The sequence below is a fragment of the Gilliamella sp. ESL0232 genome (assembly GCF_013346885.1).
Classification (GTDB): domain Bacteria; phylum Pseudomonadota; class Gammaproteobacteria; order Enterobacterales; family Orbaceae; genus Gilliamella; species Gilliamella bombi.
The window spans coordinates 537,822-559,365 of sequence record NZ_JAAEDW010000001.1; the positions used below are offsets into that span (position 1 = coordinate 537,822).

Below are 21,544 nucleotides of genomic sequence, written 5' to 3' on the forward strand. Positions count from 1 at the left end.
ATCTATCCTTCTTGTTTTTTAAGAAGAAAAATACTTGCCCCAAGAACAATGGGGATTGTGACCAATAAAGCAAATATTGAATTGTGCAAATCCATAAAACCAAGTGCTTTATTAAACACACCGCGAGCAATAATTAGCATATGTGTAGTTGGATAAACCTCACCAATATAACGACCACCACCTTCTAAAGATGCGACAGGATTGAGTAATCCCGAGAATTGAATTGCTGGTAGCATTGTACCTACACAAGTTAAAAAGATAACAGCAATTTGACTACGAGTAACAGTTGAAGCTAACAAACCAAAACCCGTTGAAATAATGCAGTAAGCAAAGGCAGCAAGGCATAAAGTAAATAGACTTCCTTTTACGGGAACAGCAAAAATGGTGATTGCCATAAATAACAATAATATAAAGCTAAACATGGAAATAATGATATAAGGCACTTGCTTACCTAGCAAAAATTCAGCTTTAGTTACTGGAGTTACATATAAATTGATAATTGAACCCATCTCTTTTTCACGCACAACCGATAAAGCCGCCAGCATAGATGGAATCATCAATAATAAAATTGGTATTACAGCCGGTACCATGGACGGTAAGCTTTTAATATCAGGATTATAACGGTATCTTGTTTCTATATTTGCCAAACTAGTTGAGGATTTTCCTGTTACTTCTTTTACTTTTTCACTTAGCCAAGCAAGATGCATTCCTTGAACGTAACCTTTAATTGTTTCAGCTCGTAGCGGCATTGCCCCATCAATCCAAATAGCAATATCAACAGGATCACCTCGTTGTATATCTCGACCAAAATTGGGAGGGATTTCAATCGCTAAAGCGATTTCATTACTTCTTAACCGCGCGTCCATATCGTTATAATCTGTAATTGGCTCTCTTTCAATAAAATAACGTTTAGAACCCGATAAATTAAGAATATAATTTTGACTAATTACACTTTGATCTCGATCAAGCACAGCAAAATTCAGATCTTCAACATCCATCGTAATACCATATCCCATAACTAACATTAAAATTGCTGAACCTAATAACGCTAATAATGCTCGTAAAGGATCTCTAGATAACTCAAGTGTTTCACGCCATAAGCAACCTATCATACGGTTAAGACTAAACCCTTGAACATGATGATGTGGTAATGTTTTTGTTGCTTGATTGAGTATTTCTTTTGGTGGTTCAACAGAGTGTTCTTCTGCATTACTATCATCAGCTCCTGCATCAACAAGATAGTTAATAAAGGCCTCTTCTAGTGTTTTAGCATTTTTGGAGCTGATAATGTTATCTGGCGTATCGCTTGCTAATACTTTACCTGCATGCATTAATGAGATTCTATCACACCTTGCAGCCTCATTCATAAAATGAGTTGTAATAAACACTGTTACTTTATCTTTTCTAGACAATTCGATAATTAAACGCCAAAAATCATCTCGAGCAATGGGGTCAACGCCGGATGTTGGTTCATCAAGGATAAGAATTTGTGGATTATGCACAACCGCAACTGACAATGAAAGCCGTTGCTTTACCCCTAAAGGTAAGCTATCGGGTAGATTTTCTGCATCTTGTTCTAAACCAAAACGTTTTAGTAATTCTTCAACGCGGGCAGGTATTTTACTTTCTTCAATACCAAACAGGCGTGCATGTAGAACTAAATTTTGTTTGACCGTTAATTCACTATATAAGGAAAATGCCTGAGACATATACCCCAAATGACGCCTAACGTTAATATCACTAGCATCAACAGGTTTACCAAATAACCATGCTTCTCCTGATGAAATCGGCAATAAACCCGTTAACATTTTCATGGTGGTTGATTTACCACAGCCATTTGAACCTAAAAAGCCAAATATTTCACCTTGTTTAATTGAAAAATTAACATGATCAACTGCGATAAAATTACCAAATTGTTTAGTTAAATCTTTTGCTTCTATGGCTGTTTGCAGATCTTTATTAAGATCTAAAGGTGGAATTTCGACAGTTTGATAACCTTGTCTAGCACTTTCTGGCATTAGCTGAATGAATGCATCATCTAAATTATCTTTTCCTGTCTTAGCTAGTAAGGATTTTGGTGTGCCAGTTTCAAGAATCTTACCGCCATACATTGCCACCAACCAATCAAAATTTTGAGCTTCGTCCATGTAGGCTGTTGCAACAATCACACTCATTTGGGGTCTTTGTTCACGAATTTTGTTAATTAACTGCCAAAATTGAGCTCTGGAAAGTGGATCCACCCCAGTTGTAGGTTCATCAAGAATTAACAAATCAGGATCGTGGATTAAAGCCGAACATAAGCTAACTTTTTGCTTCATACCACCGGACAGTCGCCCTGCTGGTCTTGATAAAAATGGATATAACCCAGTACTACGCGTTAATTCATCAATACGGCGTCGACGTTCGGCCGCATCATTACCAAACAGACGAGCAAAAAATTGTAAATTTTCTTCAACAGATAAAGTCGGATAAAGGTTTTTGCCTAACCCTTGCGGCATATAAGCAATACGTGTGCAAACATTTTTACGGTGTGTTTTATCTTTCATATCACCGTCAAGTACATATACTAACCCATCTTGAATAACATGCGAACCAGCAATTAATGATAATAAACTTGATTTTCCAACACCGTCTGGTCCTATCAATCCAACCATACATCTTGGCGGTATAGCTAAAGTGATATTATCAAGAGCAAGGGTCTTTTTATAATGCAGTGATACATCACTAATTTTTACCACTGCATCATCAAACGATTTAGCTTCGGTTGATAAAGCTAAATCTTTATTGTCGAATTCTGACATATGCTATCCCCAATTATTTTGTTGGACATTTTGCAATATCAGCTAAGCCTGACGGCCACGAAGCTTTTGGATCAAGTTTTACCCAAGCTACACCTGGTAAACCTGTTTTAACTTGATTTATAAAACATTTTAATAATTCAGGGCTTAATTGCGCTTTTACTCTAAACATCAATTTCTGACGCTCATCTTTAGTTTCAACAGTTTTAGGCGTAAACTGCGCAACGCTTGATACAAACGATATTTTGGCAGAAATTGCTTTATCTGGTAGTGCATCTAAAATCAATCTCACTTCATCACCAATACCCACTTTACCTGCGACCGTTTCAGGTAAAAAGAATGTAAGATAAACATCATACAAATTAACTAAATTTAATACTTTTCCGCCTGAAGGTAAAACTTCACCTAATTGTGCTATTCGGTATTGAATACGACCGTCAACAGGGGCATTTAAAGTACTATCATCAATATCAGCTTGAATTCTTTTAATATTAGCACTTGCAACATTGATTGCCGATGTGGCGCTATCAACCCCCGCTTCGGCTACAGCAATCGCTGCGTCAGCGGCAGTAACTTGTGATTTGGCTGAATCTAGTGCTGCTTTAGCATTGTTTACTTTAGCAGTATCGTCATCAAATTGTTGAATAGATATTGCACCTTTTTGATATAGTGCGGTAGTTCGTTGTAAATGTTTTGAGGCGATATCTAAGTCACTTTCCTTTTGGCTTACGCCTGCTTGCGCTGCAACTTTATCACTCATTTTTAATGCTACTTGCGCTTTAGCACTTGCTTCATTACTAACCGCTTGGCGGTATTGTGCTTGGGCTTCATTAAGTTGTGCTTGTAAGGTATCAGTTTGCATGACGACTAAAGCTTGACCGGCTTTAACAAAATCGCCCTCATCAACATTAATTTTTTCTATTCTACCAGCTAATTTAGCTGAAATATTGATTTCAGTCGCTTCAATACGTCCGTTGCCACTAATAAAATCTGAACCATACCCATCAGTTTTTAATTGCTGCCATAAAATAAAAATAATAGAAATAATAACAACTGCAATAACAATCCATTTCCTGCTTATATTTTTCATATAACACCTTATTTTTTTAATACGATTCATAATAATTTTTAACGAGATAACAAATCGTTATGGCCTAATCAATTGCATCGTTTAAATAGTATCAAATGTTTATGGCAAATAATATCTGTTCATAAAACAATCGCAATAAAAGCTAAAAAAATAAGCAGGATGGTTTTATATTTTATTTATAGATTTGAAATTAATAACATCATTATATTATGCAATAAAGCTGATATGCTCATTGCAACTTGATAAGTTATTTATAATAAAAGACTTATTATTTTATATTTTCAAATAATTTATTAACAATATAAGGATGTAAAATAGCAACGGGTAACATATATAATTTCCCGCAGATATTGTGATTTTTAACTGATGCAATTAAATATACTGTATTTTTACTTATATCATTACCTTTATCTACAACACGAATACAAACACATACATCTAAATGGCAATCTTTTACAACTAATGTCAGTTTATCGTTGGTTTCCTCTGTTATGGTAAAAAAATCGGCCATATTGCTTTCGTCTGGTTGATGCTTATTTTCCGCAGAACTATCAAATCCATTAATCGCTTTAACACCGATTAATTTCACTAAACAATCCCTTATTTTAAATAGTATTTTTAGCCATCTAGGTTGATAGGATGTCATCATTTTATAAGCTTCATAGGCTGTCAATTTTTTAGAAATATCTTTTTTTTGACAATCTAAATAATCGATTTCTTCTGCAATAAAGCTTACATTATCAGGTAATGTTTGCCGTACTTTCATAATATGATTTTGTCTGTTTTTCATATCATATTCTCCCTCCTTAAATTATATAAGTCAATTATCAAAAAATATAAGAACACATCATGTTATTTGATCCTTGCAAATCAGCAAACTTCTACTTAATCTTGTGATTTCCCGCTTCTAATTCTTTTAAACATTTGATATATAAGCTTTCTATATCGTTAGATTTCTCTCACTATTTATAAAAAATAGAATTTCCCATACTTTATTTCTAGCAAAACTCTTTAACCAGAATACCGTCTTCAACTTCTTTTAAGATCAATATGATTTAGTGCCTGTCATTTTCTTTTTTTTACTTTTATCATAGAAAATTTTCTAATTTTTTGCTGTACTATTTTATAAAATAGCTACAATTGCTATCTTATTTACTTAAAAAATGGTTATAAGAAAGCTAGGTCTAATCTCCATCATGATGCGTAGAAATTTTGTTTGAATATATACTTTCAGTAACAATTCATTCGTGTCTTATTATTCGATTGACTTTAACTTCGATACAACTAATCACAATCCTATAATTTTACCAACACGTAACCAAATAATTTACCATCACCTTACAAACTTAAATGTCTTTTAATCCATAATTTTATCTTACAATAACCATTTTTATTCTTAAACTAGTACACTAGATGTTTTTTGTTTTTATCTCATAAACCTAATTGTGATGGAACTAAAATTTTTAATTCCATTTCTTGATAATTAACGTACGCACACAACTCTAGTTTCATTATGCACAAAATAATAGTGCCCAATATTACCTTGCTTTGAAAAAACAGTATAATTTTGTTCTCCACCATAAAAAGGGTCAGCAGTCCAGTAATCAAAATTGATATCATCCCGTATAAAATCACTATTCACGTAGTATTCATTATCCGTATACCCCCACTCTGCAAAGAATCCTCCCCCGATCCGACGTTGGAAATTATTAGGTTGACCAGATAATCCTCCTGCCCAAGCAACAATATCATTATTTGCATTTGTCATTTCAACAATATGGGGAAGCCTATAACCATTTCCTAAACTACTACAGTACGCTTTGGCTGCCTCTAAACCTCCGCTATAAGTCGGCTTTGCAACAAACCATTTACTTATCATAAAACGGTATATAACATTTGTCTTTGCTTTATCTGAATAAATATTAAAGTAAGTTGGAACAACTGATGAGGTTTGACCTTTATTTGAATCACTAGGTCCGGTTAATTCTATTCTAGCAATATTGTAACGGCTTCCTTGTTTTATACTTAAATCTATATTTGAATCTGTTGGCCATTTGCTGTAAGTTAACTCTTTTGCCGATGCTCCTGCCACCGTTAAATCAAAGTACATCCCCTTAGCCCCTATAGTTGGGAAATTTGATGCGGGGGAATTTATATCTTGTGGTTTAAAGCCTTTATCATCATCCCACTGTTCAACTGGACCACGATAACTAACAAGTACATTTCCATTATACCTTAACGTTGGTTGAGCAAAGCATGCATAAGGAACTGCAACTTTAGGTGTTAGATAATAACTAACGCTTCCACCTTTAAACTCAGTTGATCTTGGCTTTCCGTATTGGGTAGATAAAATACCACTATCACTCGTTAAAGTGATTTTATAAGGCGAATAACAAGCATTTAATTCTGTATTCTCATTAACTATTTTTCCATCAACATTTTGCACGGTCATTGTAAGATTACCTGTTACAGAGATCGAACTATCGCCATCATCATCTTTCCAAAATTTGTTAGTTGATACTACATCTGTTAAAGTAACTACTGATTTCCCTTCGGGAATGAATTTCTTAATATCTTTCAGTTTTTGATCTACAGCAGGCAACTCAATTGGGTTATTTTCCGATGACGGATTATTACGGATACTATATTGCCTACCATCAGACAATGTAATACTCAATAAATGTTCTGTTGAATTTGCTTTAGTCCCCTTTCTATCAAACGATAAATAAGGCGCACTACCTTGAATTGTCTTTACTGTTATTGCTGATAGTGCAATTGCATTACTTGATATCGTTAAACCTAACAATACCAAAATCATTCCAAAAGCATAATTTTTTATATTTGGTTGCGTTAACCGTGGAATTAGTTTACAAAACTTTGCTATTTTAGTCAGAAACTTCGGTTTTATCCAAAGTAGCAAAAATGAAGTTTTAATTAAGTACAACTTGGAACTATAAAGACTTGAATACGTGAAAATTAACAGTATGTATAAAAATAACTTTTTAAGTTGTTCAGAGGGTGACCTGTGTACCTGTGTACCTTACTATTAATTATATCATTTCTTCGTCCATATTGCAATTTTTTCATCACTTAACCCTATGATTTTATATAATAAAATTTATTAAAGTTCTTTTATTAACTAATTACGTTTTGTGAAAATACGAGTAAATATTGCGCTTTTAAAAACATAAAATACTAATATTACCTATTCACAAAAAAATTAAAATAACTATAAACTAAACAACATAACTTTTTAAAGTAAATGAAATGATTAGATTTTTTGTAAATATATTGTAAATATAACATTAATTTAATTATTAAGAAAAGTGATTAATTAGAAATATATAAAATTTACTCACATTGTTTACAGTGATTAAAAAAATACTGTAATAAATATACATAAAAAAACAAAATTAACGCCTTATCATAGACAAGAGATATAGCAAAAGAAAAATAACGGTCACTGATTTAGCTAAACGTTTTATTGCCATTCGTTAAGTCATTTATAACGTACTAAAAAGCACGATTGAAGCTGTTTGTGTTTTTAACCAGTAAGGAATGTAAGAATGAACGTTATAAAACCATTTGTTATGGAATTAAACGTCTGGTTAAAGTCGAAAAATCGATTGAAGATAAATTAAGATGACAAGTTAAACACTACAACAAAACCTATCCGGGAGAAATGCTACACGTTGATACCAAACGTTTACCTTTACTTAAAAATGAAACGAAACAACAAACTAGAGAATATTTATTTGTCGGTATTGATGATTTTTCACGTGAGCTTTATGCGGGTATTTACCCTGATAAATCCCAATTTAGCGCGGCACAATTTTTACAAAACGATGTGTTAACCCAATGTCCTTATACTATTGAATGTGTTTATTCCGATAATGGACGTGAATATCAAGGCACCAGCGAACACTTATTTGTTAAAACGTGTAACAACCACCGTACTAATCAAAAATTCACCAAACCCGCCTGCCCACAAACGAATGGGAAAGCCGAAAGAGTGATACGAACTTTGAATTGCGATGTGGCATAATCAGCATATATTTAGCGATTCAAAAGATAGAAAACAAAAACTGAAACGCTTTATTAATTTTTATAATACCGTTAAACCACATAAAGCGATTTCAGGGAAAACGCCTTATGAGTTTTTAAAGGATTATTTTAACCATGAAGTGTAAACAACTCGGCGTTTTCCTACAGTTTATTACTAGCCAACTTAGTCAAGAAAGTTCGTATACAAAACATATACACAATTCAGTGCAACTTGATGCAAATAACTTTTAGCTTAGCTATTTATCATATAATATTTTTTTGGAATTAGATAAGAGTTTAAATAAGAAGAATGGTGGGTTGTGAGGGGATCGAACCCGCGACCAATTGATTAAGAGTCAACTGCTCTACCGACTGAGCTAACAACCCACTTAAATATTTCCGTTTATTTTATATAAATTATATTAATAATGCAAGTTATCAATTTAATTTTATTTGTCAGGAATTTTGATATAAATCTCAGAAATATCAAATTCAGTATTATAATATTGTAAAATAAAATTAGTTATAAAATCAATATTATTTATCTAACTAAAACTTGTTGTCATAATTTACATTAATTCGCAATTTAACTTTGGAGGCAAAAATGAAAGTATCATCAATTACAATGCTTATCTCAATGGGATTAGTAAGCTCTTTGGCTTATGCTCATACAGCAAATGAAATTATAATTCGTGGAGGACCGGTTTATGTTCATCCTCAAGATAAAAGTGATCATGTTAAAGTAGGTGGAGTAAAAAGCGATCTAAAAGCAAAGGCAGATAACGATACCCAACTTGGATTAAACTTTCAATATATGGTTACTGATAATATTGGTGTCGAATTGCTAGCTGCAACGCCTTTTAGCCATCAGCTTAAGTTAGGTGGTGGTAATTCAACAGGCCTTTCTGGTGCTCATTTAGGAAAAATTAAACACCTACCGCCAACATTAAGTGCTGTTTGGTATCCGCTTGATTCGCAATATGAGTTTCAACCTTATCTTGGAATGGGCATAAACTACACCTTCTTTTTTGATGAAAAACTCAATGGTGAAGCTAAAAAGGCTGGGTTCCATGGTTTAGATCTTGATAGTTCCTGGGGCTGGGCAGCACAGGTTGGTGCTGATTATACTTTCAATGAAAATTGGCTCGTTAATGCTCAAATACGTTATATTGATATTGAAACGAAAGCAACTACACATTTAGGCAATACAAAAGTGACAGCCAATTATAAGCTTGATCCTTGGGTTGCTATGATTGGAGTTGGGTACAAATTTTGATTTAATAAGTATAAAAGCCTCTCATTTGAGAGACTTTTTATTATTAATATTAAAGATTTTTTATCAACAAATACTGTTCTTGCAGTTTGGCTTTATCATTAATATAACCTTGTTGTTTTTCTTTCTCTTTAGTGACCACTGCCGCAGGTGCTTTATCAACAAAGCTTGCGTTAGATAACTTGTTTGCAATCCGCATAATTTCACCTTCAATGCGTGCAATTTCTTTTTCTAAACGAGCAAGTTCATTTTCTTTATTAATTAATCCTGCCATAGGTATTAATAATTCTGCACCGTCAACTAATTTAGTTACTGATAAAGGTCCAGTTTCATTTTCATCTAATAAGACTATTTCAGATAATCTTGCTAATGATTCAATAAAACTAATATTATTGCTAGTAATTCGATGCACTGTTGGTGACGCTTTACGAATTAATAACTGCAGAGGCTTACTTGGTGCAATGTTCATTTCTGCACGAATATTACGTACAGCAATTACCGCATCTTTTATCCAATTAATATCTGCAACTGCCTCATCAATTGAAGACTGGTTATCAAAAATAGGCATTGGTTGTAACATAATGGTATCAGCTTTAATACCCATTAGTGGTTTTACATTTTGCCAAATTTCTTCCGTTATAAATGGAATAATTGGATGAGCCAGACGTAATAGAGCTTCTAATACAGTCACTAACGTATGACGAGCAGCACGTTGCTGCGATGCTTCGCCATTAGCTAAAATGGATTTCGTTAGTTCTAAATACCAATCACAGAACTGGTTCCAAGTGAACTCATATAAAATATTAGCAGCCAAATCAAAACGATAAGTATCAAATGCCTCACGATAAGTTTTAACTGTTTGATTAAATTCAGCCAAAATCCATTTATCAGCTAGCGAATAATCTAAATCTCCTCCTTTAAAACCACAATCATGCTGCTCAGTATTCATTAACACATAACGGCTTGCATTCCATAGTTTATTACAGAAATTACGATAACCTTCTAAACGTTTTAAATCCCAATTAATATCACGCCCTGTTGATGCTAGTGCTGCGAGTGTAAATCGTAGCGCATCAGTACCATGCGCTTCAATGCCATTTGGAAATTGCTTTTCTGTTCGCTTAGCAATTTTCTCAGCAAGTTGTGGTTGCATCATATTGCCTGTTCGTTTTTTTAACAAATCAGCTAATGAAATACCATCAATCATATCTAAAGGATCGATAACGTTTCCTTTAGATTTTGACATTTTTTGTCCTTCTTCATCACGAATTAGACCTGTGACATACACCGTTTTAAATGGGACTTGCGGTTTTCCATGTTCATCTTTTATAAAATGCATGGTCATCATGATCATTCTAGCTACCCAGAAGAATATAATATCAAAACCGGTCACTAGCACATTCGTTGGATGGAACGTGGTTAAGTCGTCAGTATTTTCTGGCCAACCTAACGTTGAAAATGTCCAAAGGGCTGACGAGAACCAAGTATCAAGCACATCTTCATCTTGCTCTAACTCAATATCATTTGGCAAATTATTTTCACGTCGTACTTCAGCTTCATCACGCCCCACATATACATTACCTTGTTTATCATACCAAGCTGGAATACGGTGTCCCCACCATAATTGACGGGAAATACACCAATCTTGAATATCATTCATCCAAGAAAAATACATGTTTTCGTATTGTTTTGGTACGAACTGAATATCACCATTTTTGACGGCATCAATGGCTGGTTTTGCAAGCACTTTGGCTCGCACATACCATTGGTCCGTCAACATAGGTTCAATAACAACACCGCCACGATCACCATAAGGAATGGTTAAATCATGAGGTTCTATTTTTTCCAAAATACCTAGTTTTTCACATTGTGCAAGAACAGTTTTACGGGCAGCAAAACGCTCTAAATTCTGAAATTCTAATGGTATATCAGTTGAATATAACGTGCTAGGTTCCCCATTAGTATCAAATACTTCAGCTTGTGTACGAATATCACCATCAAAAGTTAGGATATTTATCATTGGTAACTGATGACGACGCCCAACTTCGTAGTCATTAAAGTCATGAGCAGGTGTGATTTTTACACAACCAGTACCTTTAGTCATATCGGCATGTTCATCACCAATAATAGGAATGCGACGATTTACGAACGGTAATACTACAAATTTACCAATCAGATCTTTATAGCGTGGATCTTCAGGATTAACAGCAACACCTGTGTCACCGAATAATGTTTCAGGACGAGTTGTGGCGACAACTAAATAATCTTTTCCTTCTGATGTTTTCATACCATCAGCAAGAGGATAACGTAAGTGCCACATTGAACCTTTTACTTCACGATTTTCGACTTCAAGATCAGAAATAGCTGTACGCAGTTTTGGATCCCAATTAACTAAACGTTTGCCGCGATAAATCAGATCTTCTTGATATAATCTAACAAAAACTTCCTTAACGGCATTGGATAAGCCTTGGTCCATTGTAAAACGCTCACGCTCCCAATCAACTGAATCCCCTAAACGGCGCATTTGCTTTGTAATGCTACCACCTGACTCAGCTTTCCATTGCCAGATTTTTTCGATAAATCCATCACGACCATAATCATGACGAGTTTTGTTTTCTTCTGCAGCAATTTTCCGCTCTACAACCATTTGCGTTGCTATACCTGCATGATCGGTTCCTGATTGCCACAAAGTATTATTGCCTTGCATACGATGATAACGAATTAAGGCATCCATAATAGTTTGTTGAAATGCATGCCCCATATGTAAACTCCCAGTTACATTTGGTGGTGGGATAGCAATACAGTAACTTGGTTGGGACTTATCGCCATTGGGTTTGAAATACCCACTTTCTTCCCAATGTTTGTAAATAGGTTGTTCAATTTCTTGTGGATTATAAGTCGTATTTTTCATAATTAATGCATAAATCCTGATTTAAGGCATAAAATTTTGACCATTCTACAGTAAAATAGCTAAACAATAAATTGGCAGAATAATAAACTCGTTGATTTAATCTTCTTAAAAAATTTTTATTACACGACAAATGACAAAAAAACCGCTTTATATCAAGCGGTTTTATATATCTATCACCAAAATATTGTTATAACTAGAGATGTTGATATATAAAATTATCAATTAACCGTGTTTTACCAATATAAACGGCTAATGCACATAAACTATCTTGCTCAAGCATATCAACCGATTGTAAAGATGTTAGATCAACAAATTCAATATAATCAATTTTAGCTAAGGGTTGATTGTTTATAAGCTCATGCATAACTTTTGTAATAACAGTTACTGACTTTTCCCCCTGCTTTATCATTGCTTTGGCACTTTCTATAGCTTGATAAAGGCAAACAGATGCGGATCGTTCGTTTTCGGACAAATAACTATTACGCGAGCTTTTAGCTAGCCCATCAGCTTCACGCACAATCGGACAACCAACAATCTCAATATTAAAATTCAGATCATTTACCATACGTTTAATTACAGCTAGCTGCTGTGCATCTTTCTGCCCAAAATAAGCACGATCAGGTTGCGTAATATTGAATAATTTTGTGACAACAGTGCAAACACCTTTAAAATGCCCCGGACGCTTTTGTCCACATAATGCGTTGGTTAAACCATTAACATCAACATAGCTACTAAAATTAGGAACATACATTTCATTAACAGTTGGGCAAAAAATCAAATCTACCCCCATCTGCTCACAAACAATTTTATCTCTATTTAAATCACGAGGATAGCTGGCTAAATCCTCAGAAGGACCAAACTGGATAGGATTAACAAAAATGCTCACAATTACTTTTTGGTTTTCCTTTTTAGCCGCAGCCATTAGACTTTGGTGACCCTCATGCAAATATCCCATTGTTGGAACAAGTCCTATACTATACCCAGCTTGACGCCAAGCTTTTACTTGTGCTTGGACTTCTTTAATTGTACTTACAATATTCATTTGTATTAGCCCTTATGGTTAATAGTAAATTCAAGCTTGAGTTTCTCTATAACATTATCTTCAATAGAAAACTCATGATTTGTAGCTGGGAACTGTCGATTATTAACTTCTTGGCAATACAATTTAAAAGCTTGTTTCATTTGTTCACCAATCGATGCAAAAGATTTCACAAATTTTGACGAAATACCATCATACATTGATAACATATCTTGATAAACTAGCACTTGCCCATCACAATCCCCCCCCGCTCCAATGCCAATCGTCGGAATATTAACTAATTGTGTGATAAATTTCGCTAAACCTGCCGGAACACACTCAAGCAAAATAGCTGCAGCACCAGCTTTTTCAACCGCTAATGCATCAAGAACAATATTTTTAGCATGTTCATAATCCTTACCTTGAACTTTATACCCACCTAAAGCAAGTACAGATTGTGGCATTAACCCAATATGCGCTACAACAGGGATAGATGCTTGTGTAATCATTTTGATATGTTCATAAAATGCTTGCCCACCTTCAAGTTTCACTGCTTGAGCTTGCCCTTCTTTGATTAAACGACCTGCATTTAAAACCGCATCATATACAGACGTGTGATAAGACATAAAAGGTAAATCTGTCACCACAAAAGCTGACTTAGCGGCTCTTGCTACTGCTTTGGAATGGTGAATCATATCCTCCATAGTAACCGATACAGTACTATCGTAACCTAACATCACCATTCCTAGAGAATCACCGACTAACAGACAATCTATACCACTTTCGTCCATTAATTTGGCTGTAGTGTAATCGTATGCAGTTAACATGGTAATTTTTTGTTGATTTTGCTTGCATTTTTGTAGTGTAAGAATTGTATTTTTCAAGGTAACAGCTCCAGCTCTAATTGTCGATAATCCTTATTTGGATGTTTTGTCCGACTAATATTAAGTAGAATAGTTGATAATTGTAGATAAATCGGCTTGAGTTCATCAGGCATTGCCATAATATGTTGTTTGATAGTTTCAATATCACCACGTTCGACAGGTCCAGTCAAAGCATTGATCACTCCTACTTTACCAATATTATTTGCATTTCCTAGAAATAATGGATGCCAAGCCTGTTCACTAAATTCAGCATCTAGTGTACATTGTTTAAACAAATCAACACCAATTTGAACCAATGCAATAACTTGATTGCTTAACATAACACAAGCAGCATGATACAACGGTTTTTTACTTGCAGGTAAAATTGCTAAAGGATTATTTAGTGGAGCTAATGTGGCTCGTAATTGAGGGATAATATTTTCATTTGCTTCAAGAGTAAAAGAGATACCTGACATTGCCATATAGCAACTAAATCTATCATAAATAGCATATAAAGGATGCAACGAAAACGCAAATGGGTGAACAACCTTATGTTGACTAAAAATATGCGATGTTAACAGACCACTACAATGACCAATCCATTTGTTAGCAATAGATAATTGACAAAGTTCTTGCCAAACTGTGACTATTTGACCATCAGGTACTGTGACTAATATGCAATCACTATCATTAACTAATTCAGGTAAAAAAGTATAATGTTGGCTTTGAGTAAAATCACTTGCCTCTTTTGCATGTTCATAGGTTTGGCTATAAAATCCAGAAATCTGCATTCCACATAAAGAAAAATACTTAGCTAAAGTACAACCTACTTTACCTGCACCGATAAAACCAATAATCATTACAACTGTAAATTATTTGAAGTCGTTGCATTATAGCTTAATCAGCTTGATATTCAATCAAATTAGATATCAATAACATTTAAAATAAATTAGTAAGATATAATTTTAATAATTATAAAATTAAAAGAAAAAACAGTAGATTATTTTATTAATTAGATACAGAAAGAAGGAAACAACACATGAAATGTAACCATTTGGTATCTTTTGAAGATTACCAGAACCAAACGATGTAAAAGCTCAAGAAATATTTTTCAGTATAAAATTGTTACATATTTTTTATCATAAATTCATTTATTTCATCTAAAAACAAATTACCATATTTTTGTAACTTAATTTTACCCACACCAGTAATGTTAATTAGCTGTTTTTTACTTTCAGGTTTAGTCTGAACCATCTCAAGCAATGTTGCATCACTAAAAACAATATAGGGAGGAATATCTTCAACATCGGCAATACTTTTGCGTAATCTTTTGAGATTATTAAATAAAATACGTTCTTCGTAAGATAGAATTGTTGTTAAATTAATCGCTCTTGCATAGCGATTAATTCTGCTTTTCTTAACAATTTCTAAACGTGGTTTAGCTAATGATAATGATATTTCACCTCTAAGTATTAGACGCGCTTTTTGTGTTAACTGAAGCGTAGTAAATGCAGATATATTTTGACTTAAATACCCCAAATAAACTAGTTGTCTAATAACACTAAGCCAATAATCTGATGAATACTGCTTACCGATACCATAAACCGATAACTTATCATGACCATTTTCTTTAATTTGAGATCGCCCAGAACCACGTAACACGTCAATAATATATTGAGCACCATAATGCTGTTCTACACGATAAACACAAGATAAAACTTTTTGTGCATCAATTAAACCGTTATAAAGCTCTGGAGGATATAAACAAACATCGCAGTTATTACATGGTTCGGTCCTCTCTTCACCAAAATAATTAAGCAACACAATGCGCCGACAAGTCAAACTTTGTGCAAAAGCCTCCATTGCATTGATCTTTTGTAATTCTATATCTTGATGTTGACCATTCCCTTTTTTAATAACTTGTTGCTGATACCAATTAAGATCTTTACTATTAAATAATAGTATAGCTTCAGCTGGTACACCATCACGACCTGCACGGCCTGTTTCTTGATAATAAGATTCAATCGTTCTTGGGCTATCAGCATGAACAACAAAACGCACATTAGGTTTGTTAATTCCCATACCAAATGCAACGGTAGCTACAATAATTTGCACATTATCTTTTATAAAATCTTCTTGGGCCTGTTGACGTTCATTATTAGTCAACCCAGCATGATAAGCCTTAACAGAAAACCCACGGGAAGCAAGCCTAGTTGTCATATCTTCAACTCTAGAACGGCTTGAACAATAAATAATTCCACTATTACCTTTTTGCGTCTCAATAAAAGAAACAACTTGTTCAAATTGATTAAATTTTTCAACAACTGTATAACGAATATTAGACCGATCAAAGCTTCTTACTACAACCAATGGATTAACCAAATTAAGTTGATGAATAATATCCTTTTGTGTCATTGTGTCTGCTGTTGCAGTCAATGCAACAATAGGGACTTTAGGGAAACGAATAGAAAGTTGTCCTAATTGCCTATAATCAGGTCTAAAATCATGCCCCCATTGAGAAATGCAATGCGCCTCATCAATAGCTATTAATGAAGGAGGATACTCATCAATTAATGAAGAAAAAGAGTAAACACCCAATCTTTCAGGAGAAACGTATAATAGTTTTATTGAATGATCCAAATATTGCTTGATAACTTTTTGTTGTTCTGTAGATGATTGTGAGGCATTAAGATAGGCAGCAGCAATACCGTTAGCTAATAATTGATCAACCTGATCTTTCATCAAAGAAATTAAGGGTGAAACAACTATTGCTGTTCCTGGTAATAAAACTGCGGGAATTTGATAACATAAAGATTTTCCTCCTCCAGTTGGAATAATTGTTAAAGTATCACGACCATCAATAATAGATTCAATAATTTCTCTTTGTTGATTTCGAAACGACTTGTAACCAAAAACATTTTGTAAAACATCTTCAATATGATCTTTTATTGACATACTAACCTAAACATATAAAATCCGACTTGGGCTAGCGAGTATAGCTAAATTAAAGTAAACAAACCACCATCAATTTTCGAAAACTGGTAATTCAATCCGAAAAATCAAATGTTTTTTAAACAGCTGCATTAAACAATATCTATTGTAATTTTTAGAACTTATTATATATAGAATGTTAATTCAATAATAAATTTAGTTCAACAGACTAAAAAAAAAGCTATTTTTTTATTTTTTTACTTGATACAAACCGATTTGACAGTTAATATTTACGTGTTTCAAATATACGCCCGTAGCTCAGTTGGTTAGAGCATCACCTTGACATGGTGGGGGTCAGTGGTTCGAGTCCACCCGGGCGTACCATATTATGGTCTATTTACAATTATCCAAATAAACCAGTTTATTATCTATTCAATTAGAATTCAGCTATATTAAGCCCTAGCAATACCCCCTGGTACTGATATGAGAAAAATAATCAAAATAAACATCGTAAAAAATTACCTAACCTGTAGTAATTTATATTTGCCTTATTAATTTGATTATTTTTTGTTAAAAATAACTAGGGGCTGTTGATCTTTGCTGTACATAAATTACTCAACAATACATTGGCAGCCACATTAACATAAATGCCAGTGATACCATACTGGCATAATTCCTTTCTAACTTATCGTATCTAGTTGATATTGAACGATATTGCTTGATTCTAGCAAAGGCATTCTCGACTAAATGACGATAGCGATAAAGGCACCTATCCATACTGCTTTTATCTATATCCTTACCATAATTACGTTTAGCAATCACCGTTCGTCCGCCTTTTTGACGAACAAAGCACCGAAAAGACTCGCTGTCATAACCTTTATCGGCTATCACTGTATTGACTTCATCGAGCTTTTCAACTAGGTTTTCTGCATAAGTGATATCATGTCGTTGTCCTTCAGAAAGCTCAAAACAAATAGGCAAACCACCACTATCAACCGCAAGATGAATTTTAGTTGAATTACCACCACAGCTCTGACCTATTTGCTCGGAATACTCCGTTGCAGCGCCTGTACTATGTTGATGAGCCCTGATAATCGAGCCATCTAGGAACACCCATTCAAAATCCGCTAGTTGTGATAAATGTTTGAAAATATCAACTAATATTCCTTTTTTAGACCACAAATTAAATCGTCTATAGACGGTGCTCCATTCACCAAACTCTTCTGGCAAATCTCGCCAAGGAATTCCGGTTCTCATTCGGAAAAGGATCCCTTCAAACGTCATCCGATGCTCGGATTTATTATAAACTCGGCCGGTATTTTTCATTATTTGTAGTAGCTTTTCCCACCGTTTATCTGTTAGCATTGTTCTTGGCATGATGAATCGAGTTATGGTTGTTTTTGACAGAATTATTATAACTCACATCATGCCGTCTAAAAAATAATCACGAAAGATCAACACGCCCTAGTATTAACACTATTATTGAAATAGGAATATAAATAAACCATAGGTATAAAGGAGCTAAAATAGTAAGAATTTAAATTAATTGATATCAGATAATTTCATACATTTACATAAGATCCAATAAATACTAAAGAATTTGTTGATTTAAAGTCATATATTTTGTGATAACACATTTTTAACAAAAAATTCAATTTTAGAATCTTGGCAATTACTAACATTTATAAAAAACTCCTACAAACAAAGATCATCTTATAGCTAAAATGAATATCATTATAATAATTAATTAGTACCATCTTTTTAGGTAGTATTTATAATGATAAATATGATTAAGTAATTAGAGAGAGAGAGTTTCTCTTGAGCTAATTAGAACTAAAGAAGGACTTTATTATGAGTAATATCTTTGATGATAATTCACAAACTATTGGGTATACACCATTAGTCAGATTAAAACATTTTGGTCACGGTAATATTTTAGCCAAAGTTGAGTCTCGCAATCCAAGTTTTAGCGTCAAATGCCGCATTGCCTCAAACATGATTTGGGATGCTGAAAAGCGTGGTTTATTAACTACTGATGTTGAACTAATTGAACCAACAAGTGGTAATACTGGGATTGCACTTGCAGCTGTAGCCGCTGCTCGAGGCTATAAGCTAACGTTAACCATGCCTGAAAGCATGAGTATTGAACGCAGAAAGCTACTAAAAGCCTTAGGTGCTAACTTAGTATTAACTGAAGCTGCTAAAGGTATGAAAGGCGCAATCGAAAAAGCAGAGGAAATGGTGGCAAGGGATCCTAAAAAGAACCTGATGCTACAGCAATTTAGTAATCCTGCTAATCCAGAAATTCACGAAAAAACAACGGGCCCTGAAATTTGGCAAGATACCGATGGAAAAGTCGATATTTTTATTGCTGGAGTAGGAACTGGTGGCACATTTACTGGTGTAACACGTTATATCAAAAAAACACAAGGTAAAAATATAACAGCAGTTGCCATTGAGCCAACCAACTCACCAGTAATTAGTCAAGCACTAGCAGGTAAACCAATTAAGCCAGGACCTCACAAAATTCAAGGTATTGGAGCTGGTTTTATTCCTGCAAATCTTGATTTAAGTTTAATTGATGTGGTAAAAAAAGTATCAAATGAAGAAGCGATCGAAACAGCCCGTAAATTGATGGAAAAAGAAGGCATCTTAGCAGGAATTTCATCGGGTGCCGCTGTTTATGCTGCCGATCGATTAGCAAAATTGCCAGAAAATGCTAATAAAACTATTGTAACCATTTTACCTTCTTCTGGTGAACGCTACTTAAGTACTGACTTATTTAGTGGCATGTTTACTGAAAAAGAGCTCGGTTAAATTCCAAATAGAATTAAACTTGATTAATAAAAAAGCGTGGCTGAGCAAATAGCCACGCTTTTTGTTAACATAAACTAGTATAATTTTAACTGTTCAATTATCCTGAATAATCCCAAAATGGTGATACGCATGAGGTGTAGCAATTCTACCGCGTGGCGTTCTTTGGATATAACCTTGCTGAATTAAAAAAGGTTCAAGTACGTCTTCGATCGTTTCACGCTCTTCACCAATTGCCGCGGCAATGTTATCTAAACCAACAGGACCACCCATAAATTTTTCTATAATGGCCAGTAATAATTTGCGATCCATATAATCAAAGCCTTCATTATCAACATTAAGCATATCTAGCGCTTGAGTAGCAATTTTTTTGTCGATAACACCTTTTGATTTTACATCAGCATAATCGCGCACTCGGCGCAAAAGTCGATTTGCAATTCGGGGAGTACCGCGTGAACGTTGTGCAATTAAATGCGCACCTTCGTCTGACAGATCCATGCCCAAAAATTTAGCGCTACGGCTAACAATATATTCCAAATCCTCAACCCGATAAAACTCAAGTCTTTGTACAATACCAAAACGATCTCGCAATGGCGAAGTTAACGACCCTGCACGAGTTGTTGCACCTATTAATGTAAAGGGGGGAAGATCGATTTTGATTGAACGTGCAGCAGGTCCTTCACCAATCATAATATCTAATTGATAATCTTCCATAGCTGGATATAAAATTTCTTCAACTACAGGCGAAAGCCGATGAATCTCATCAATAAACAGCACATCGTTTGGCTCTAGATTAGTTAGCATAGCGGCTAAATCGCCGGCTTTTTCTAAAACAGGGCCTGATGTAGTGCGTAAATTTACATTCATTTCGTTTGCGACAATATTAGCCAATGTAGTTTTTCCAAGCCCTGGGGGACCAAAAATAAGCACATGATCAAGTGCATCACTGCGTTGTTTAGCGGCTTGAATAAATATCTTCATTTGCTCACGAACTTGCGGTTGACCAATGTATTCGTCTAAATATTTTGGACGAATTGCACGATCTAATGACTCTTCTTCCTTTTGCGCTTGTGGTGCAATCAAACGATCCGCTTCAATCATAATAAATCTCTATTTACAATGCTGATTTTAAGGCTTCACGAATCAGCGTTTCGCAATCCATATCAGGATTAATTACTTTATTAATAATACGGCTAGCTTCTTGTGGTTTATAACCTAATGCAATTAAAGCTGAAACAGCCTCGCTTTCAATTTGATTAGCTGACTTTTGAACACTATCTACATCAGAAACCAAGCTAACATTTGATGATTGCTCACCAAAATGTTTGAGGCGATCTTTCATCTCAACAATTAATCGTTGTGCAGTTTTATTACCTACGCCTGGCAATTTAACTAGCGTTTTAATTTCACCTTGTTCAACAGCACTAATAAATTGTGCTGCTGACATGCCCGATAAAATGGCTAACGCCAACTTAGGACCAACTCCATTAACTTTAATAAGTTCACGAAACAATTCACGCTCTTGTTCTTGATTAAAACCATATAGGATTTGGGCATCTTCACGCACGGAAAAATGTGTTAACACAATGACCTCTCGTCCATTTTCGGGTAATTCATAAAAACAGGTCATCGGCATAAACACATCGTAACCGATGCCACCGACTTCTATCAAGACTTTAGGTGGTTGCTTTTCAATAATGGTACCACGTAAACGACCAATCACAATATATCCTTAATAATAAAGCATAACAAATAAGCAAATAATAAGGTGTAGTTTACCCGATAGCAAAAAAATAATAAAG

Annotated in this window: 16 protein-coding genes and 2 tRNA genes; 5 read left to right on the forward strand and 13 right to left on the reverse strand. The window is 34.3% G+C overall.

The annotated features are described in order from the left end of the window. Positions 1 to 2: 2 nt before the first annotated feature. The 4 genes from rbbA to GYW75_RS02615 form a co-directional block, all read right to left on the reverse strand. Positions 3 to 2,801: a ribosome-associated ATPase/putative transporter RbbA gene (gene rbbA / locus GYW75_RS02600; RefSeq protein ID WP_174798304.1), complete on the reverse strand. Its 2,799-nt coding sequence runs from the start codon at positions 2,799 to 2,801 to the stop codon at positions 3 to 5. Between the two features lie 13 nt (positions 2,802 to 2,814). Beyond that, entirely contained in the window at positions 2,815 to 3,888 is a 1,074-nt protein-coding gene (locus GYW75_RS02605; RefSeq protein WP_085164023.1) for an HlyD family secretion protein, read from the reverse strand. 268 nt (positions 3,889 to 4,156) lie between these two features. Further along, positions 4,157 to 4,678 (reverse strand): DUF2867 domain-containing protein, encoded by a 522-nt coding sequence (locus GYW75_RS02610; RefSeq protein ID WP_174798305.1) that lies wholly within the window; start codon positions 4,676 to 4,678, stop codon positions 4,157 to 4,159. Positions 4,679 to 5,371: 693 nt separating this feature from the next. After that, positions 5,372 to 6,700, reverse strand: a complete 1,329-nt coding sequence (locus GYW75_RS02615) for a hypothetical protein (protein ID WP_174798306.1) — start codon at positions 6,698 to 6,700, stop codon at positions 5,372 to 5,374. An 870-nt stretch (positions 6,701 to 7,570) separates the two neighbouring features. On the opposite strand from GYW75_RS02615, the gene GYW75_RS02620 reads away from it, so the two are divergent. Both GYW75_RS02620 and GYW75_RS12685 read left to right on the forward strand, forming a co-directional pair. After that, positions 7,571 to 7,933, forward strand: a complete 363-nt coding sequence (locus tag GYW75_RS02620) for a DDE-type integrase/transposase/recombinase (protein WP_202983907.1) — start codon at positions 7,571 to 7,573, stop codon at positions 7,931 to 7,933. Beyond that, positions 7,923 to 8,078: an integrase core domain-containing protein gene (locus GYW75_RS12685; RefSeq protein ID WP_202983908.1), complete on the forward strand. Its 156-nt coding sequence runs from the start codon at positions 7,923 to 7,925 to the stop codon at positions 8,076 to 8,078. Before GYW75_RS02620 ends, GYW75_RS12685 begins: the two co-directional genes overlap by 11 nt. Positions 8,079 to 8,243: 165 nt before the next feature. Here the strand turns inward: GYW75_RS12685 and GYW75_RS02625 are convergent. After that, positions 8,244 to 8,319: transfer RNA gene (locus GYW75_RS02625), tRNA-Lys, on the reverse strand. 217 nt (positions 8,320 to 8,536) lie between these two features. On the opposite strand from GYW75_RS02625, the gene GYW75_RS02630 reads away from it, so the two are divergent. After that, complete coding sequence (locus GYW75_RS02630; RefSeq protein ID WP_085164020.1) at positions 8,537 to 9,208, forward strand: OmpW family outer membrane protein; 672 nt, start codon at positions 8,537 to 8,539, stop codon at positions 9,206 to 9,208. Between the two features lie 49 nt (positions 9,209 to 9,257). Here GYW75_RS02630 and GYW75_RS02635 read toward each other — a convergent pair whose 3' ends face one another. The 5 genes from GYW75_RS02635 to recQ form a co-directional block, all read right to left on the reverse strand. Next, positions 9,258 to 12,116 carry a valine--tRNA ligase gene (locus tag GYW75_RS02635; RefSeq protein WP_174798307.1) on the reverse strand — a complete coding sequence of 953 codons (2,859 nt, stop codon included), beginning with the start codon at positions 12,114 to 12,116 and terminating at the stop codon, positions 9,258 to 9,260. Between the two features lie 193 nt (positions 12,117 to 12,309). Next, complete coding sequence (gene panC / locus GYW75_RS02640) at positions 12,310 to 13,158, reverse strand: pantoate--beta-alanine ligase (protein ID WP_174798308.1); 849 nt, start codon at positions 13,156 to 13,158, stop codon at positions 12,310 to 12,312. A 5-nt stretch (positions 13,159 to 13,163) separates the two neighbouring features. Continuing rightward, entirely contained in the window at positions 13,164 to 14,018 is an 855-nt protein-coding gene (panB, locus tag GYW75_RS02645) for a 3-methyl-2-oxobutanoate hydroxymethyltransferase (RefSeq protein ID WP_174798309.1), read from the reverse strand. Further along, positions 14,015 to 14,857, reverse strand: coding sequence for a Rossmann-like and DUF2520 domain-containing protein (locus GYW75_RS02650; protein WP_174798310.1), 843 nt, complete (start codon positions 14,855 to 14,857; stop codon positions 14,015 to 14,017). Before GYW75_RS02650 ends, panB begins: the two co-directional genes overlap by 4 nt. 265 nt (positions 14,858 to 15,122) lie before the next feature. Beyond that, positions 15,123 to 16,952: a DNA helicase RecQ gene (gene recQ / locus GYW75_RS02655; RefSeq protein WP_174798311.1), complete on the reverse strand. Its 1,830-nt coding sequence runs from the start codon at positions 16,950 to 16,952 to the stop codon at positions 15,123 to 15,125. A gap of 283 nt (positions 16,953 to 17,235) precedes the next feature. Here recQ and GYW75_RS02660 point away from each other — a divergent pair. Further along, positions 17,236 to 17,312, forward strand: a tRNA-Val gene (locus GYW75_RS02660). A 231-nt stretch (positions 17,313 to 17,543) separates the two neighbouring features. Here GYW75_RS02660 and GYW75_RS02665 read toward each other — a convergent pair. Then, a complete protein-coding gene (locus GYW75_RS02665) occupies positions 17,544 to 18,305 on the reverse strand; it encodes an IS5 family transposase (RefSeq protein ID WP_174798312.1) in 762 nt (253 codons plus the stop codon). A gap of 474 nt (positions 18,306 to 18,779) precedes the next feature. On the opposite strand from GYW75_RS02665, the gene cysK reads away from it, so the two are divergent. After that, positions 18,780 to 19,745 carry a cysteine synthase A gene (cysK, locus tag GYW75_RS02670; protein ID WP_174798313.1) on the forward strand — a complete coding sequence of 322 codons (966 nt, stop codon included), beginning with the start codon at positions 18,780 to 18,782 and terminating at the stop codon, positions 19,743 to 19,745. Between the two features lie 93 nt (positions 19,746 to 19,838). Here the strand turns inward: cysK and ruvB are convergent, their stop codons facing one another. After that, the gene (gene ruvB, locus GYW75_RS02675) at positions 19,839 to 20,843 is read right to left on the reverse strand and encodes a Holliday junction branch migration DNA helicase RuvB (protein WP_174798314.1); all 1,005 of its coding nucleotides are present in this window, start codon (positions 20,841 to 20,843) and stop codon (positions 19,839 to 19,841) included. A gap of 13 nt (positions 20,844 to 20,856) precedes the next feature. Beyond that, complete coding sequence (ruvA, locus tag GYW75_RS02680; protein ID WP_065589753.1) at positions 20,857 to 21,465, reverse strand: Holliday junction branch migration protein RuvA; 609 nt, start codon at positions 21,463 to 21,465, stop codon at positions 20,857 to 20,859. Positions 21,466 to 21,544 lie beyond the last annotated feature (79 nt).